8 protein-coding genes and 1 pseudogene are annotated in these 14,951 nt (G+C 72.9%); 1 reads left to right on the plus strand and 8 read right to left on the minus strand.

Going from position 1 to position 14,951, the window contains the following annotated elements:
* Positions 1–86 precede the first annotated feature (86 nt).
* The 3 genes and pseudogenes from PE066_RS07390 to PE066_RS07400 all read right to left on the minus strand — a co-directional run.
* A pseudogene (locus PE066_RS07390) lies at positions 87–5,042 on the minus strand (type I polyketide synthase); the annotation flags it as partial.
* Positions 5,043–5,070: 28 nt separating this feature from the next.
* Entirely contained in the window at positions 5,071–9,630 is a 4,560-nt protein-coding gene (locus tag PE066_RS07395; RefSeq protein ID WP_271235911.1) for a MupA/Atu3671 family FMN-dependent luciferase-like monooxygenase, read from the minus strand.
* A gap of 16 nt (positions 9,631–9,646) precedes the next feature.
* Positions 9,647–10,408, minus strand: a complete 762-nt coding sequence (locus tag PE066_RS07400; protein ID WP_271235912.1) for a 4'-phosphopantetheinyl transferase family protein — start codon at positions 10,406–10,408, stop codon at positions 9,647–9,649.
* Positions 10,409–10,566: 158 nt separating this feature from the next.
* On the opposite strand from PE066_RS07400, the gene PE066_RS07405 reads away from it, so the two are divergent.
* Complete coding sequence (locus PE066_RS07405) at positions 10,567–11,478, plus strand: polysaccharide deacetylase family protein (RefSeq protein ID WP_271235913.1); 912 nt, start codon at positions 10,567–10,569, stop codon at positions 11,476–11,478.
* A 2-nt stretch (positions 11,479–11,480) separates the two neighbouring features.
* On the opposite strand, the gene PE066_RS07410 is transcribed toward PE066_RS07405, so the two are convergent.
* The 5 genes from PE066_RS07410 to fdh3B form a co-directional block, all read right to left on the minus strand.
* Positions 11,481–12,311 carry a formate dehydrogenase accessory sulfurtransferase FdhD gene (locus PE066_RS07410; RefSeq protein ID WP_271235914.1) on the minus strand — a complete coding sequence of 277 codons (831 nt, stop codon included), beginning with the start codon at positions 12,309–12,311 and terminating at the stop codon, positions 11,481–11,483.
* An 86-nt stretch (positions 12,312–12,397) separates the two neighbouring features.
* Entirely contained in the window at positions 12,398–12,862 is a 465-nt protein-coding gene (locus PE066_RS07415) for a hypothetical protein (protein WP_271235915.1), read from the minus strand.
* A gap of 9 nt (positions 12,863–12,871) precedes the next feature.
* Positions 12,872–14,125, minus strand: coding sequence for a formate dehydrogenase subunit gamma (locus tag PE066_RS07420; RefSeq protein ID WP_271235916.1), 1,254 nt, complete (start codon positions 14,123–14,125; stop codon positions 12,872–12,874).
* Positions 14,109–14,333: a hypothetical protein gene (locus PE066_RS07425; protein WP_271235917.1), complete on the minus strand. Its 225-nt coding sequence runs from the start codon at positions 14,331–14,333 to the stop codon at positions 14,109–14,111. Before PE066_RS07425 ends, PE066_RS07420 begins: the two co-directional genes overlap by 17 nt.
* Positions 14,330–14,947: a formate dehydrogenase FDH3 subunit beta gene (gene fdh3B / locus PE066_RS07430; protein ID WP_271235918.1), complete on the minus strand. Its 618-nt coding sequence runs from the start codon at positions 14,945–14,947 to the stop codon at positions 14,330–14,332. Before fdh3B ends, PE066_RS07425 begins: the two co-directional genes overlap by 4 nt.
* Positions 14,948–14,951 lie beyond the last annotated feature (4 nt).

Below are 14,951 nucleotides of genomic sequence, written 5' to 3' on the forward strand. Positions count from 1 at the left end.
GTACGCAGGCCGCAGGCCAGCATGGCCTCGGCCAGGCTGGGTTCGCGTTGCGCGTGGCCGCTGGCCTGGCGCGACATCGCCTGCGGGTCGACCCCGCGCAGGCTGAAGCCCTCGAACGTGGCGACCGGCGCGCCCTCGGGCGTGTGCAGGCTGACGTCGAAGGCGGCAAAGCGCTCCTTGCCCGGCTGCTTCAGGCGCACCCGGCTGACGCTGCGCAGCGGCAGCGGCGCGACGATGCGGATGCGGTCCACCGACAGCGGCACGTACAGGTCGTCCGGGCGACGACCGGCATCGAGCAGGTGCAGGCCGAAGGTGGCGGCGACGTCGGTCAGTGCCGGGTGCAGCGCGAAGACCTTCAGGTCGTCGGCAAAGCGCCCGGGCAGCGCCATCTCGGCCGTGCCGGCGTCGCCCGCCAGCTGCATGCGCTCGATGTTCTGCCAGCGCGGGCCGAACGCCACGCCCTGCTGCGGCAGTTCGCCAGGGCGCCACTCGCCGCCCGGCGGCACCTGCGGGGCCGCGGGCAGCCTGCCCTGGAAGCGCGCCAGCCGCGCGCGCGCGTGCTCCTGCCAGCGGTCGCGCGCATCGGCGCGGCTGCGCACCACGAACTCGTAGCCGTCGGCGTTGCGGTGCAACTCGATGCGCACGTCGCGCCGGCCGGCGCCGTCGAACACCATGGCTTCCTCGAACGACAGCGAGCGGATCTCGACGCCGCAGCCGGGGTGCAGTTGCGCCATGGCGGCGCGGGCGATCTCGATGTAGGCGGTGCCGGGCAGCACCGGCCGCCCCGCCACGCCGTGCTCGCGCAGCACCCACAGGTCCTGGGCGTCGTACGTGGCCTCGAAGGCCGGACCATCCTCGCCCTCGGCGCGCAGGCCAAGCAGGGGATGGCCGGCGTGCGGTACCCCAGGCGGCGCCGTGCGGCCGTAGGCGCGCGCCGCCATCCCCTTGTCGGCCCAGATGCCCCAGTGGACCGACAGGCCGTCCGGCCGCGAGGCGGCGAGCGCGTCGAGGAAGGCGTTGGCGGCGACGTAATCGACCTGGCCGGGCGGACCCAGCCAGACGCTGGTGGACGAGAACACCGCGAACAGGTCGAGCGCGCCGGCCGGCAGCAGCTCGTGCAGCACCTGCGCCCCGCCGGCCTTGGGTGCCAGCACCTGGCGCAGGGCTTCCGGCGTCTTGGCGGCGATCGGCGCATCGTGCAGCGTGCCGGCCGCATGGAACACCCCGTGCACGGCGCCCCAGCGCCGCCGCACCTGCGCGACCACCTCGGCCATGGCGGCGCGGTCGCTCGCGTCGGCGCTGTAGCAGGCGACTTCGGCGCCGGCCGCCTCGAGCGCCAGCAGCTGGCGCAGCAGCCGCGCCGTCTCGCCCTGCTCGGCGCCCGCCGCCAGTGCCGGCCAGGCACTGCGCGCCGGCAGCTTGCGGCGGCTCACCAGCGCCAGCCGGGCGTGGCAGCGCCGCGCCAGGAAGGCGGCGAGCTCCAAGGCGATGTCGCCCAGGCCGCCGGTGACGAGATAGACGCCGCGCTCGCGCAGGCGGGGCTGGGACCGGCCAGGGTCCTGCCTCCGCGCGCCGGCACCGACGGGCTCCGCGGTGGCGCCCTGTGGCGCGCCCTCGCGCGCGACGGACGGAGCGGGAGGAAGCTTGACCAGTTGCGCCACCCAGCGCGCGCCGCCGCGCCAGGCCACCAGGTCGGGGCCGCCTTCGGCCCGGCTCTCGGCCAGTACGGCGCGACAGGCCGCGGCCGACGCGAGATCCTGCGGGTCCAGGTCGATCAGCACGGTGGAGAGATTCGGCACCTCGCGCGGGATCACGCGCACCGGGCCCAGCGCCAGGTTCCGCACCGGGTGCTCGACCGGACCGCCGTTGACGCGCTGGCTGCCGGAAGTCACGACGGCGAGCCGCACCGGCTGGCGCAGGTCCAGCGCCTGCACCGCCTTGGCGATGTTCACCAGGCTGTCGAAGGCCAGCGCCTGGTCCCTCGGCGCATCGCTGCCGTCCGCCTGCAGGCCCCACAGGTGCACGATGTGGTCCGGCAGCCGGGCGCTGCCTTCGAGCGCGCCGAACAGGCGCTCGACCTGCGCCGGGTCGCCGGGTTCGAGCGTGAAGCCGTCCGCCGCTTCGGCGAAGGCCGTGCCGGCGCGCACGCGCACGCAGCGCCCGACCTCGTCGGCGATCCGGCGCAGCACGCCCTGCGTGCAGGCGTCGTCGGCACCCATCACCAGCCATTGGCGGCCGGGCTCCGGCGCCGGCTGCTGCGGCAGCGGTGCGGGGCTCCACTGCGGCACGCCGAACCAGTCGTCCATCTGGGGCAGGCGGTGCACCCGCTGCGACGGCGGCTCGCCCGCGCCGGCGCGCGTGCCCGGCAGCGCATCGCCCGGCTCGATCCAGTGGCGCTGGTGGTCGAAGGCGTAGGTGGGCAGCGAGATGCGGCGCGGCGCGCCGCCGCCGCGCACCACCGGCCAGTCGGGCGTGATGCCGCGGGCCCACAGCGCACCGAGCGAGGCGAGCATCAGCGGCAGGTCGTCGCCCGCCTCCTGCGCCTTGGCGGTGGACGGCAGCACCGCGCGCGGCTGCCCCTGCAGGTTCTGCCGCGCCAGCGCGCACAGGCCCTGGCCCGGCCCGACTTCCAGCAGCACCGCATCGCCCATCGCCAGCACCGCGGCCAGCCCGTCGGCAAAGCGCACCGGCTCGCGCAGGTGGCGCACCCAGTAGTCGGCGCCGGACAGCAGCGCGGCATCGGCCCAGCCGCCGCTGAGGTTGGAGATGAAGGGAATGGCCGGCTCGGACAGCCGGATGCGCGCGACACCCTCGGCAAATCGCGCCAGGATGCCGTCGAGCCGCCGCGAGTGCGCGGCCACCTTGATGTGCAGGCGCCGCCCTTCGCGGCCCTGCCCGGCCAGCCGGCGGCCCAGTTCGTCGATCGAGGCCTGCGCGCCCGAGGCGATGCACAGGTCCGGCGCATTGACCACGGCCACGTCCAGTTCGAGGTCGGCCATCAGCTCACGCAGCTCGTCCTCGGCCAGGTCCACCGACAGCATGGCGCCGGCCGGTGCCTGCTCGAACAGCAGCCCGCGCAGCACCACGACGGCCAGCGCATCGGCCAGCCCCATGACGCCGGCGACCACCGCCGCGGCGTATTCGCCGGCGCTGTGGCCGATCACCGCCGCCGCGCGCACGCCCCAGCTTTCCCACAGGCGGGCCAGCGCGTACTCCAGCACGAACAGCGCGGGAATGTTGTAGCGCGGCTGCTCCAGCTGCCGCGCCGCCTCGGCATCGCCCGGCACGCGCTCGAACATGAGCGCGCGCAGGTCGGACGGTGCGTCGGGCGGCATCAGGCGGAAGCACTCGTCGATCGCCGCGCGGAACGCCGGCTGCACGAGCAGCCCGCGGCCGGCGCCGGGGTAGCTGGCGCCGCCGCCGGGGAACATCATCACCACCGCCGGCGCGACGCTGCCGGCCTTGCCGCTGGCCACCTGGGGCGACTGGCGCGCCTCCAGCGCGGCTGCCAGCTGTGGCAGGTCGCGCGCGACGATGGCGCAGCGGTGCGCGAACCCGCGCCGGCCTTCCTGGGTGGTGAAGGCGGCATCGTGCAGCTCGAAGCCGGCCGGCGGCCGCGCCAGGAAATCGCTCCAGCGCGCCTTCAGCCGCTCCAGCGAGGACGGCGTGCGCGCCGACAGCGTGATCACCTGCCAGGGCTGCTGCGGCGGCGCCTGCGAGACGATGGCGGGCGCCTCCTCCACGATCACGTGGGCGTTGGTGCCGCCCACCCCCAGCGAGTTGACGGCGGCCCGGCGCGGCTGTGCGCCGCGCGGCCAGGGGCGCGCGCGATCGACCACGCGGAACGGCGTGCGTTCCATCTCGAAGCGGCTGTTGGGCCGGCTGAAGTTCAGCGAGGGCGGGATCAGCCCATGGCGCAGCGCCAGCGCCACCTTGATCAGCGAGGCGGCGCCGGCCGCGGTATCCAGGTGGCCGATGTTGGTCTTGATCGACCCCAGGCCGCAGAAGCCCTGGCCGCCGGCGCCGTACGCCTGGGTCAGCGCGGCCACCTCGATCGGGTCGCCCACTGGCGTGCCGGTGCCGTGCGCCTCGATGTACTGCACGCTGCCGGGCTCGACGTTGGCCACCGCCAGCGCCTCCACCGCGCAGCGGGCCTGCCCGTCGACGCTGGGCGCCAGGTAGCCGGCCTTCTGCGAGCCGTCGTTGTTGACGGCCGAGCCACGGATCACGGCGTAGATGTTGTCGCGGTCCCGCACCGCGTCTTCCAGCCGGCGCAGGACCAGCACGGCGGCGCCGCTGCCGAACAGGGTGCCGCCGGCGTTCTCGTCGAACGCCCGGCAGTGACCGTCGGGCGACAGGATCTCGCCTTCGGCGAAGCGGTAGCCCTGGCGGTGCGGCAGCTCGATGCTGCTGGCCCCGGCCAGCGCCATGTCGCACTCGCCCGCCAGCAGGCTCTGGGCGGCCATGTGCACCGCCACCAGCGAGGTCGAGCAGGCGGTCTGGATGCCGATGCTGGGGCCCTTGAGGTCCAGCAGGTAGGACACGCGGGTGGACAGGAAGTCCTTGTCGTTGCCCGTGTGGCGCAGCAGGAACAGGCCGACCGACTGCTTCAGCTGCGCATTGGTCAGCAGGTTGCAGGCCATGTAGGCCTGCATGCCACAGCCGGCGAACACGCCGATGGCGCCGTCGAACGTCTCCGGCGGGTGGCCGGCGTCCTCGAGCGCCTCCCAGGCGCATTCGGTGAAGTGGCGGTGCTGCGGATCGAGGATGGCGGCGTCGCGCCTGGAAAAGCCGAAGAACTCGGCGTCGAACATCTCCAGGTCCGGCAGCACCAGGCTGGCGCGCACGTAGTTCGGGTCGGCCAGCTCGGCGTCGGCGACCCCGGCCGCGCGCAGTTCCTCGTCGGTCAGCCACTGCGTGGCTTCGCGGCCGGCGGCCAGCAACTGCCACAGCTCGCCGGGGGTGCGCGCCGCCGGGAAACGGCCGGCCATGCCGACGATGGCGATGCTGCCGGGTTCAATGGAAGACAGGGGTTCACTCATGGGCGAGGTCTGTCCCGGGTGGGTCCGTTCACTGGGTCTGGAGGTTGCGGTTGCGCAGCATCCGCCGCGCCTGGGCCCGGCTCTGGCCCTGCGCCACGGCGGTCGAGGCGGCCCCGCCGGCCAGGTGCGCCGCCAGCGCCTGGATGGTCGGCAGCCGGAACATGTCGGTGATCGCCACCTCCTGGCCGGTGGCCTCGCGCAGGCGACGCTGCACCTGCACCACCAGCAGCGAATGGCCGCCCAGGTCGAAGAAGTTCTCGGTGCTGCCCACCGAAGCCAGTCCCAGCACGTCCTGCCAGATGGCGGCGATGGTCTTCTCCATCGGGTTGCCCGGCGCCAGCGGCGCGGCGGCCGCGGGTGCGCCGCGCGAAGCGCCACCGCCGCGCGGGTCGGGCAGCAGCTTGCGATCGACCTTGCCGTTGGGTGTCATCGGCAGGGCCGGCAGCACCAGCACGGCCTGCGGCACCATGATCTCGGGCAGGGCCTGGGCCACCGCCTCGCGCAGCGCGCCCGCCTGCAGCACGGCGTCGGGGCGGGCCGAGACGTAGCCGGCCAGGAAGGGCTGGCCGGCGCTGTTGGTGCGCGCCACCACCACCGCCTGCTTCACCCCGTCCTGCCGCAGCAACACGCTTTCGATCTCGCCCAGCTCGATGCGATGGCCGCGGATCTTCACCTGGTGGTCCATCCGGCCGAGGAACTCGATCGTGCCGCCCGGCAGCCGCCGCACCAGGTCACCCGTGCGGTACCAGCGCCGATGCGGCTGCGCGGCATCCGGCACGAAGCGCTCGGCGGTCAGCTCGGGGCGGTGCAGGTAGCCGTCGGTCACGCCGTCGCCGCCGATGCACAGCTCGCCCGCCACCAGCGCCGGGCATTCGGCGCCGCCCGGCGTGCGGATCGACAGCTGCGTGTTGGCGATCGGCCGGCCCAGCGGCACCAGGCCTTCGACGCGATCGAGCTGGCAGGTGGTGGACCAGACCGTGGTCTCGGTCGGCCCGTACATGTTGACCAGCGCGCCGGGCACCTGGGCGCGCAGTTGCGCGGCCATCTCCAGCGGCAGCGCCTCGCCGCCGACCAGCAGCGCCTCCAGCCGGGCCAGCGCCGCGCGGCCGCCGGAATCGGCCAGCAACATGGCCGCCATCGAGGGCGTGCACTGCAGGTGGGTGATGCCGTGCTGCAACACCTGCTCGGCCACGGTGGCGCGGCGCGGCGCGGCGCGCGAGGCCTGCGCCGCCTCCATCACCGCCTTCAGGTGCGGCAGGCTGGCCAGCACCTCGTCCGGCGCGATGCCGAAGTCGATCAGGCAGGCAATCTCGTCCACCTCGGCGGCTTGCACCCGGGCGACCAGTTCCAGGCAGCGCTCGGGCGAGCCGATCAGCGAGCTGGTGCCGTAATAGCGCTCGAAGGCGTGGTCCAGCAGCGCATCCATCTCGGCCTCGGACAGCGGCGCCGATTCCATGATCTCCAGCGGGCTCTTGCCGCTGGCGGAGGCGCGCTCGACGAAGGTCGGGAACGACCAGGCGGCCAGCCGCACCAGGTCCACCGCGCTGCGCAGGTACTGCTTCATCGGGCCGCGGGCGATCTCGCGCGTGCGGGCCTCGTCGGGGCCGACGAAGGTGTGCAGCATCAGGGTGACGTGGCCGTCGCCGGGGTGGCCGGCCTTGCGCCAGGCGGCACGGTAGATCTGCAGCTTCTCGGCCACGTCCTCGACCTTCTGGCCGAGCAGGTGGGTCAGCAGGCGGCAGCCCAGGGTGCCGGCCTGCTCGAAGGTCCGCGGGTTGCCGGCGGCGGTGAGCCACACCGGCAGCTCCTTCTGGATCGGCCGCGGCAGGGTGCGGATCGACACCGGTGTCCCCTTGGGCCCCGGAAACTCCACGGCTTCGCCGCGCCACAGCCGGCGCACCACGTCGAGCCGCTCGACCATGACGTCCTGGCGCTTGTCGAAGGCCTGCGGCATCAGCACGAAGTCGTTCGGCTGCCAGCCGGAGGCGAACGACACGCCGATGCGTCCCTGCGAGATGTTGTCGACGAAGGCCCAGTCCTCGGCGATGCGGATCGGGTGGTGCAGCGGCGCGACGCAGCTGCCGGCACGGATCTGCACGCGCGAGGTGATGGCGGCGATGGCCGCGCTCGCCAGCGCCGCGTTGGGGAACAGCCCGCCGAAGGCATGGAAGTGGCGCTCGGGCGTCCAGACGGCGGCGAAGCCCTCGCGGTCGGCGAAGCGCGCCCCTTCCATCAGCAGCCGGTAGCGCTCGCCCGGGGCATTGGCCTCGTCGCTGGCGAAGTAGTACAGGCTGAACTCGATCGGCTTGGCAGATGCGGCGCTGTCGTCGCCGTGCAGCACCACGGTGACGCCGCGCGCCAGCGTCCAGCACAGCTCCAGCACCGAGATGTCGAACGACAGGCTCGTCACGGCCAGCCAGCGGGCTCCCTCGCGCAGCGGCACCCGCTGGTCCATGCCGGCGAAGAAGTTGACCACGTTGCGGTGCGTCACCACCACGCCCTTGGGCTTGCCGGTGGAGCCGGAGGTGTAGATCACGTAGGCGGCGCGGCGCGGGTCGGCGGCCGGCAGTTCGCGCAGCGCGGGCCCGGCATCCGTCTCCTGGTCGATGTGCAGCAGGCGGCGTGCGTCCAACGCCAGCGCGCCGGCGGTGGCGGCGCTCACCAGCACCAGCGGTGCGCGCGAGTCCTCGACCATGAACTGCAGGCGCTCGCGCGGGTACTCCGGATCCAGCGGCAGCCAGGCCGCACCGGCCTTGAGCACGCCCAGCACGGCCACCAGCAGTTGCGGCGTGCGTGGCAGGCACAGGCCGACGATGTCGCCCGGCTGCACGCCGCGCGCCAGCAGGCGCTGCGCCAGCGCGCTGGACTGCTCGTCGAGCTGGCCGCCGGTGAGGCTTTGGCCGGCGCCCTCGACCGCCACCTGGCCGGGCGCGCGTGCCAGTTGCGCGGCAATGGCGTGGTGCACCGTGGCGCCGGCATCGAAGTCCACCGCCGTGGCATTGAGTGAGTCCAGCTCGCGCTGCTCGTCCGGGCCGAACAGCGGCAACCGGGCCAGCGGGCCGGACGACGCGGCGAAGGCCGCGAGCCAGGCACCGAGCTGGCTGGCGATCGCCAGGCCGGTGTCCGCATCGAAGGCTGCGCCGTCGAGCACGAGTTCGAGCGAGGCGCCGCCGGCCGCCGGTCGCACCAGCAGCTCGCAGCCGGCAGGGGGGTCGCAGTGGCGCAGCGCGATCGCGACCCGGGCGATCGCGGGCAGCGGCGACTGCCGCTCGCCCAGGCGCCGCGGCAGGTCGCGGGTCATCGGTCCGGCGGCCCGAGCGCGGGCCACGGCGGCTTCGGCGGCGCCCACAGCCTGCAGCGTGGTCGCGCCGGGATCGGTGCGCAGGGCCAGCGGCACCCAGGCGCTCAGCCATGGCTGCAGCTCCCGCACCTGGTCGGCCAGCACGCCGTCGGTGTAGAGCAGCGTGCCTTCGGGGTGGCCGGTCAGCGTCGCCAGCCAGGCCTGGCAGGCGGCCACCGTGGTGGCGCCATGCGGCGCCACCCCCAGGTCGAGGCATCGCGCCGACGCATCGGCCTCGGCACCGCTGCGGCGCGGGTACGGCAGTTCCGTCGGCTTGGCCGCGTGCAGGACCTCGGTCCAGTGCTGCTCGCCGCGCGCGATGGCCTCGCTGCGTTCGGCCAGCTGCGCGGCGGCGCCAGCCGGCAGGCCCAGCACGTTGCCCGGCTTCAACCCGCAGGCCTCGCCTTCCAGCCCGGCGACGCCGGTGAGTAGCAGTTCGCCATCGACGGCAGCGATGCGAACCGCATCGCCTTGCACCGACAGCACGGTGCCCGGCGCGGCGGCGCCGGCGGCGCCGGTCGCCTCGGCACCGCGCACCAGCAGCAGCCGATCGCCCGCCAGCAGCTTGGCGCGGGCCAGCGGATTCGGGTAGCTGCCGAAATCCAGGGCGCGCACCAGCGCAGCGAGTTCGGCGGCGGGGCGGCCGAAGTCGAGCGTGCCGAGCGCGGCCGGGCGGCGGTGCCGGCCGAAGTACTGCCGCTCGCCCTGCTGGGCGGCCAGCCGCAGTTCGCCGCACCCGATGTCCTGCGCCAGCGCCGTGAAGCTGGCCAGCCCGGCCTCGTAGCACTTGGCGTTCAAACTGAGCGCGGTTTCCCGCGGCGAGACCTCGAACGAGGCCTGCCGCACGATGCGGCCGGCGTCGGCACGGGCCGTCATCTCGTGCCAGCTGACGCCGTGCAGGCGCTCCTGCGCCATCAGGGCCCAGCACGTCGCGTTGAGCCCGGCATAGCGCGGCAGCAGTGCATCGTGGAAGTTGATCGCCAGCCGGCCCGCGCGCGCCAGCACCGCGGCCGGCAGCATGCGCAGGTTGGCGATGCTGAAGAGGTAGTCGAAGGCGATGCCGTCGAGCGCGGCCTCCCAGCCCGCTTCCATCCGCACGGCTTCGATGCCCTGGCCGGCGGCCCACTCCAGGTTGGCCGCGCTGGCCGACACCACGGCCAGCGCCTGGTGACCGGCATCCCGCCAGGCCTGCACGCAGGGGACCAGCAGGCTGCCGTCTCCCACGAACACTGCGTTGATTTGATCCATCCCTGTCCCTCTTGATTCACGATGACGAAATGAGGATGCGGGGCGTCGCATCGACACCGCAGTCAGGACCCTCGCAGCCCGGCGGGGCCTGCTCCTGCTCCCGTTGCAGCGTCGGCGCGGGTGCGAGCGAGTCGAGCTCCACCATGCGCACCTGCGCCGCCGGCCGGCAAGCCAGGCTGAGCACGTGGGTAGCTGGCGCCGGCAGCCGCATCACCACCAGCCCGGTGGCGCTGCGCGCCTCGCCAAGCAGCACGTCGAAGCAGCCGTCGCCGGCGGGCTGCAGCGCGATGCGCGGCTGGCCGGCCGCGAGCCCGAGGCCGCGCGCCTTCCAGAATGCTTCCAGCGCCGTCCAGTGCTCGTGCAAGGCCTCGGCGTCCTGCGGCGGCTGGGCCCCGCTGTCCATGTAGGGGGCCAGCAGGCCCGCGTCCAGGCCTTCGCCCAAAGGCTCGGCATCGATGCCGACCGGCGCTCGCGGGTCCAGCGCGAAGGCCACCAGCGCGCGGCTGCGCGTCAGGCTGAAATGCAGGTCCTCGCCGCCGGGCGACAGCAGCAGCGGCTGGCCGTGCGGCCCGCTGCCGAAGCGCAGCTCCTGCGGATCGACCGCCAGTGCAAGGCCCAGCGCCATGCGCCGCATGGCGTGCGCGACCACGAAGGCGCGCCGGTCGCGGTCGAACTTGAACCGCGCGGCCCGCTCGCGCTCCTGCGGGTCCAGCAGGCGCACGAACGCCTGGCATGCCCCGCAGCCGAGCCCGTCCGGGCTCGCCGTCCAAACTTCCACCCCACCCAGCATGCGTTCTTCCCATCGGACTGCCGTTGCGCCCTGTTGCAGGGATGTTTGCATGGCCCCTTCACCTCGTGGGCGGTGATGCATGGCCCGTACGGACTACCCGAGGTGACGCCTACGCAGCGGCGGGGCGGCGTCCTACAGAGAACCTCGTGCATTGGTTGAACATTTGTCACACCAAACCCGAGCTGACGCACGCCATGCAGCACGACACCCGACCGCCCGCATCGGGCTCGCGCACGGCCCGGCGGCCGATCGCGATCCTGTCGTACCACCAGACTGCCCGGCCGCCGCGACGAGGTACGCCCGTGCGCTCGCTGGTGCTGCCGCCGAGCCGGTTTGCCCGGCAGTTGCGGGCGCTGCGTCTGCTGGGCTGGCGGGGCATGTCGATGCGCGACCTCGGGCCTTACCTGCAGGGCGAGAAGACCGGCAAGGTGTTCGGCATCACGCTGGACGACGGCTACCTGAACAACTACGAAGAGGCGCTGCCGGTGCTGCGGGCGCTCGGTTTCACTGCCACCGCCTTCATCGTCAGCGGCCAGGTCGGCGGCTCGAACGTGTGGGACCACCCCAAGGGCGCGCCGGCCGTGCCGCTGATGGGCCTGTTGCACCTGCGCGAATGGTTGGCCGCCGGCATGGAAATCGGCGGCCACACGCGCAACCACGTGAACCTGTGCGAGTGCGACGACGACACCGCGCGCGAGGAGATCGCCGGCTGCAAGCGCGACCTGGAGCAGTCGCTGGGCGTCGAGGTGCGCAGCTTCAGCTACCCGTACGGCGCGCACCGCGGCGAACATGCGCAGATGGTGCGCGAGGCGGGGTACGCGACGGCCACCACGATCGTCAGTTCGCGCGTGCGGCCGGAAGACGACGCACTGCGCCTGCCGCGCATCTCGGTCCACCTGCAGGACAAGCTGCCCCGCCTGCTGGCCCAGGTGACCACCGACTACGAGGACTGGCGCATGCGGCGTCCCAAGAACCGCCTGCAGCCGACTTCGCGCTGGTACCAGGCGGCGGCCGCTGCCGTGCAGCAGATGGGCTCTTCAGGTACGGCCAACCCCTGAGCTCAGCCGGGTTGCGGCTGCCAGCGCAGGCGGTCGGCGCCCGTGTAGCACAGGAAGCGCCGGTTGAGCGCACGGCCGACCGTGCACAGACCCAATTGCTGCGCCACTTCGTGCCCCATCTGGGTCATGCCGCTGCGCGACACGACGATGGCCACGCCCATCTGGGCCGACTTGATCACCATTTCACTGGTCAGCCGGCCCGTGGTGTAGAACACCAGCGGCTCGTCGGGGGCGGCGTCCTGCGAGACCAGCCCCTGCATCCACATCCATCCCGCGATGGTGTCGATCGCGTTGTGCCGGCCCACGTCCTCGACGAACAGCAGCATTTCGCTGCCGCGAAACAGCGCGCAGCCATGCACCGACCCGGCCGACTTGTAGGTGCTCTCCTGGTGGCGGATCGCCTCCAGGATGCCGTACAGGGCCTGCTGCCCGAGCACGGCCGGCGGCAGGCGCAGTGCGGTCACTTCGTCCATCAGCGCGCCGAACACGCTACCCTGGCCGCAGCCGGTGGTGACGATGCGCCGGGCCGTTCGCTCCTCGATGCGGTCGATGCCGGCGCGGGTCTTCACCGCGGCACTCGACACCTCCCAATCGACGGTGACCGATTCGACCTCGTCGACCGATCGCACCAGCCGCTGGTTGCGCAGGTAACCTAGCACCAGCCATTCGGGGTGCGCGCCCAGCGTCATCAGCGTGACGAGTTCGCGCTTGTCCACGTAAAGGGTGAGGTCGCGCTCGGCCGGGATGGCCACGCGCTGCGGCTGGCCGTGCTCGTCGAGCACGTCCACTTCCTGTGTCAGGGGCGCGCTCGCCCGGGTCAGTCGCGGCAACATCACCGCCAGTCTAAGGAACCCGGCCGGCCGCGCAGCCGGTGTTGGTGCCCGCGCTGGCTGTTGTGCGGGCCAGGCGCCGACCGGCTTCAGGGCTTCTGGGCCGGTGCCGCCTGGGGCTTGGCCGGCGCCATTTGGGCTGCCTCCGGCCGCCCGCTGGGCGGGCTGGAGGCGGTGCCGGGCGGGGAATGCGCACCGGAGGCCTCCAGCGGCTTCTGCTCCGCCGGGGTATAGGCGAAGGGTCCCGGGTCCGCGCACGGCTGCGGCGGCACCGAGGCGACCGGGGTGCCGGACGCGGCGGCGGCCGGGGCTGGGGCCTGCGCAGCCGCTGTCGCCACCGGCTTGACCGCACCGCCGGACTTGCCGCCGAACTTGGCCGCGACCCGGTCCTGTACTTTGCACAACTGCCAGGCGTCGACCTTGGCCTGCCAGGCCGCCTTGGCCTTGGCCTCGGCGGCCTTGGCCTGGGCCGCCTGGTCGGGCGGCGGCAGCTTGGCCAGCGATACGGTCGCGACGACCGGCAACAGCAGTGCAAGGGTGTGGTGCAGCTTCATCGATGCCCCTTAGACGGTGCGGACCTGCTCGGGCGGTTGGGCCGCAGCGCCGCCTTCGGGCTCACTGCGAACGGCCGGGATGCGGCCTTCCTGGATGGCATCGTGCCAGTACGCGTGGTGCTCCCTGGCCCAGGCCTCGTCGACCCAGCCGTGGCGCATGGCGTCGTACGCGCCGCGCATGCCGATGGTGCCCAGGTAGATGTGCAGCAACATCATGCACATCATCAGGATGGTGGCGGTGGCATGGATCATGTGCGCCTGCTGCATGGTGCCGCGCACGTAGTCGATGCCGGGGATCAGGTGATCCAGCACCAGGCCGGAGCCGACCGCGATCAGGCCCAGCAGCAGCACCGCGATCCAGAACAGCACCTTTTCGCCGGCATTGAAGCGGTGCGAGGGTGGCTCCTCGCCCTTCCTGCTGAAGGCGCCGCCGGCGCGGGCCAGCCAGCGCAGGTCGCCGCGCTGGGGGAACTCGTCCCGGATGAAGGTGATGATGATCACCACCAGCGAGACGGCAAACAGCGGGCCGGCGAAGTTGTGAACGTTCTTGAGCACGTAGGTCAGTCCGCCGAATAGCGTCTGGCCGATCAGCGGCAGCAGGAATTCCCGTCCGAACGCCATCACGATGCCCGACACCGCCAGCAGCACGAAGGCGATGGCATTGGCCCAGTGCGCCGCGCGCTCGAAGGGCGTGAAGCGCTCGATGCGCCGGCCGCCGCCGCCCACCGCCGGGCTGTGCCCCATCTGCCCCATCGTGAACCAGTAGATCGCCAGCGCCGCCACCGAGATCAGCAGCAGCGCGCCGCCGTAGGGGACCAGCCAGTTGTTGCGCACCTGCCGCCACGCCTCGCCGGCCGTGGTGTAGAGCGAGCCGGGGTACTTCACCTGTGCCTGGATCAGCACGCCGGCCTCGGGCGCCTCGTGCCGCGGCAGGCTGCTGTAGCCCGCAACCCCGTCCTTGACGCCGCGCCACATCGGCGAGTTGTTGCCCGGCTGCACGGCATTGCGCTGCGCATTGTTCTGCTGCATGTAGCCGTCGTCGCTCGAGGCATCGCGCTTGACCTCGGGCTTGACGTCGAAGATGTTCTGGCCCTGGATGCCGCCGGTGCCGGGCACGGCGTCGTCCATGGGCCGCGCCGGTGCCGGCTGGGTGGCTGCTGCGCCCTGCCCCTGCTGGGCCGGCGCCTGCGCCCAGGCCGGCACGGCAAGCGCGAAGCCCAGGGCCAGCAGCCAGCCGGCCAGGCGATCAGTTGACCTTGGCATAGTCGTTCTGCCCGCGCTGGGTGCGCGTCTTCAGTTGCTGCTCCCAGCTGGCCTGGTCGCCGGGCTTCCAGCCCGGGGCGACGAACGGCTTGCCGGTGCCCTGGAACAGCGCGGCGTCCCGCTTGCTGCCGCTGGCGGTCTGCGGTTTCTCGCCGCAGGCGGCCAGGCCGAACGCGGCCGCCGCGAGGATCAGGGTACGGACCATCATGACTTCTGCCCTCCCGGCTGGCCGGCCTGGCGCGAACCGTAGGCCGTGCCCCAGCCCCAGACTTCGGCACCCTTGCCGCGCTTGACCACCCGGTTGCGGAAGATGTCGGCGACCACGTCGCCGTCGCCGCCCAGCAGGGCCTTGGTGGAGCACATCTCGGCGCAGGCCGGCAGCTTGCCTTCGGCCAGCCGGTTGCGCCCGTACTTCTCGAACTCGGCCTGCGAGCCATGCTCTTCAGGGCCGCCGGCGCAGAAGGTGCACTTGTCCATCTTGCCGCGCACGCCGAAGCTGCCCGAGGCCGGGAACTGCGGCGCGCCGAACGGGCAGGCATAGCTGCAGTAGCCGCAGCCGATGCAGGTGTCCTTGTCGTGCAGGACCACGCCTTCCTCGGTGCGGTAGAAGCAGTTGACCGGGCACACCGCCATGCAGGGCGCGTCGGAGCAGTGCATGCAGGCCACCGAGATCGAGCGCTCGCCCGGCACGCCGTCGTTGAGCGTGACCACCCGGCGGCGGTTGACGCCCCAGGGAATCTCGTGCTCGTTCTTGCAGGCGGTCACGCAGCTGTTGCATTCGATGCAACGCTCCGAGTCGCAGATGAATTTCATTCGAGCCATGTCT

This window comes from Ramlibacter tataouinensis (assembly GCF_027941915.1).
GTDB lineage: Bacteria > Pseudomonadota > Gammaproteobacteria > Burkholderiales > Burkholderiaceae_C > Ramlibacter > Ramlibacter tataouinensis_C.

Coding starts and splice junctions, on each gene's coding strand:
- PE066_RS07395 (WP_271235911.1), bottom strand. CDS start 9,630: ATGGATCAAATCAACGCAGTGTTCGTGGGAGACGGCAGCCTGCTGGTC.
- PE066_RS07410 (WP_271235914.1), bottom strand. CDS start 12,311: ATGTTGCCGCGACTGACCCGGGCGAGCGCGCCCCTGACACAGGAAGTG.
- PE066_RS07415 (WP_271235915.1), bottom strand. CDS start 12,862: ATGAAGCTGCACCACACCCTTGCACTGCTGTTGCCGGTCGTCGCGACC.
- PE066_RS07420 (WP_271235916.1), bottom strand. CDS start 14,125: ATGCCAAGGTCAACTGATCGCCTGGCCGGCTGGCTGCTGGCCCTGGGC.
- PE066_RS07425 (WP_271235917.1), bottom strand. CDS start 14,333: ATGATGGTCCGTACCCTGATCCTCGCGGCGGCCGCGTTCGGCCTGGCC.
- fdh3B (WP_271235918.1), bottom strand. CDS start 14,947: ATGGCTCGAATGAAATTCATCTGCGACTCGGAGCGTTGCATCGAATGC.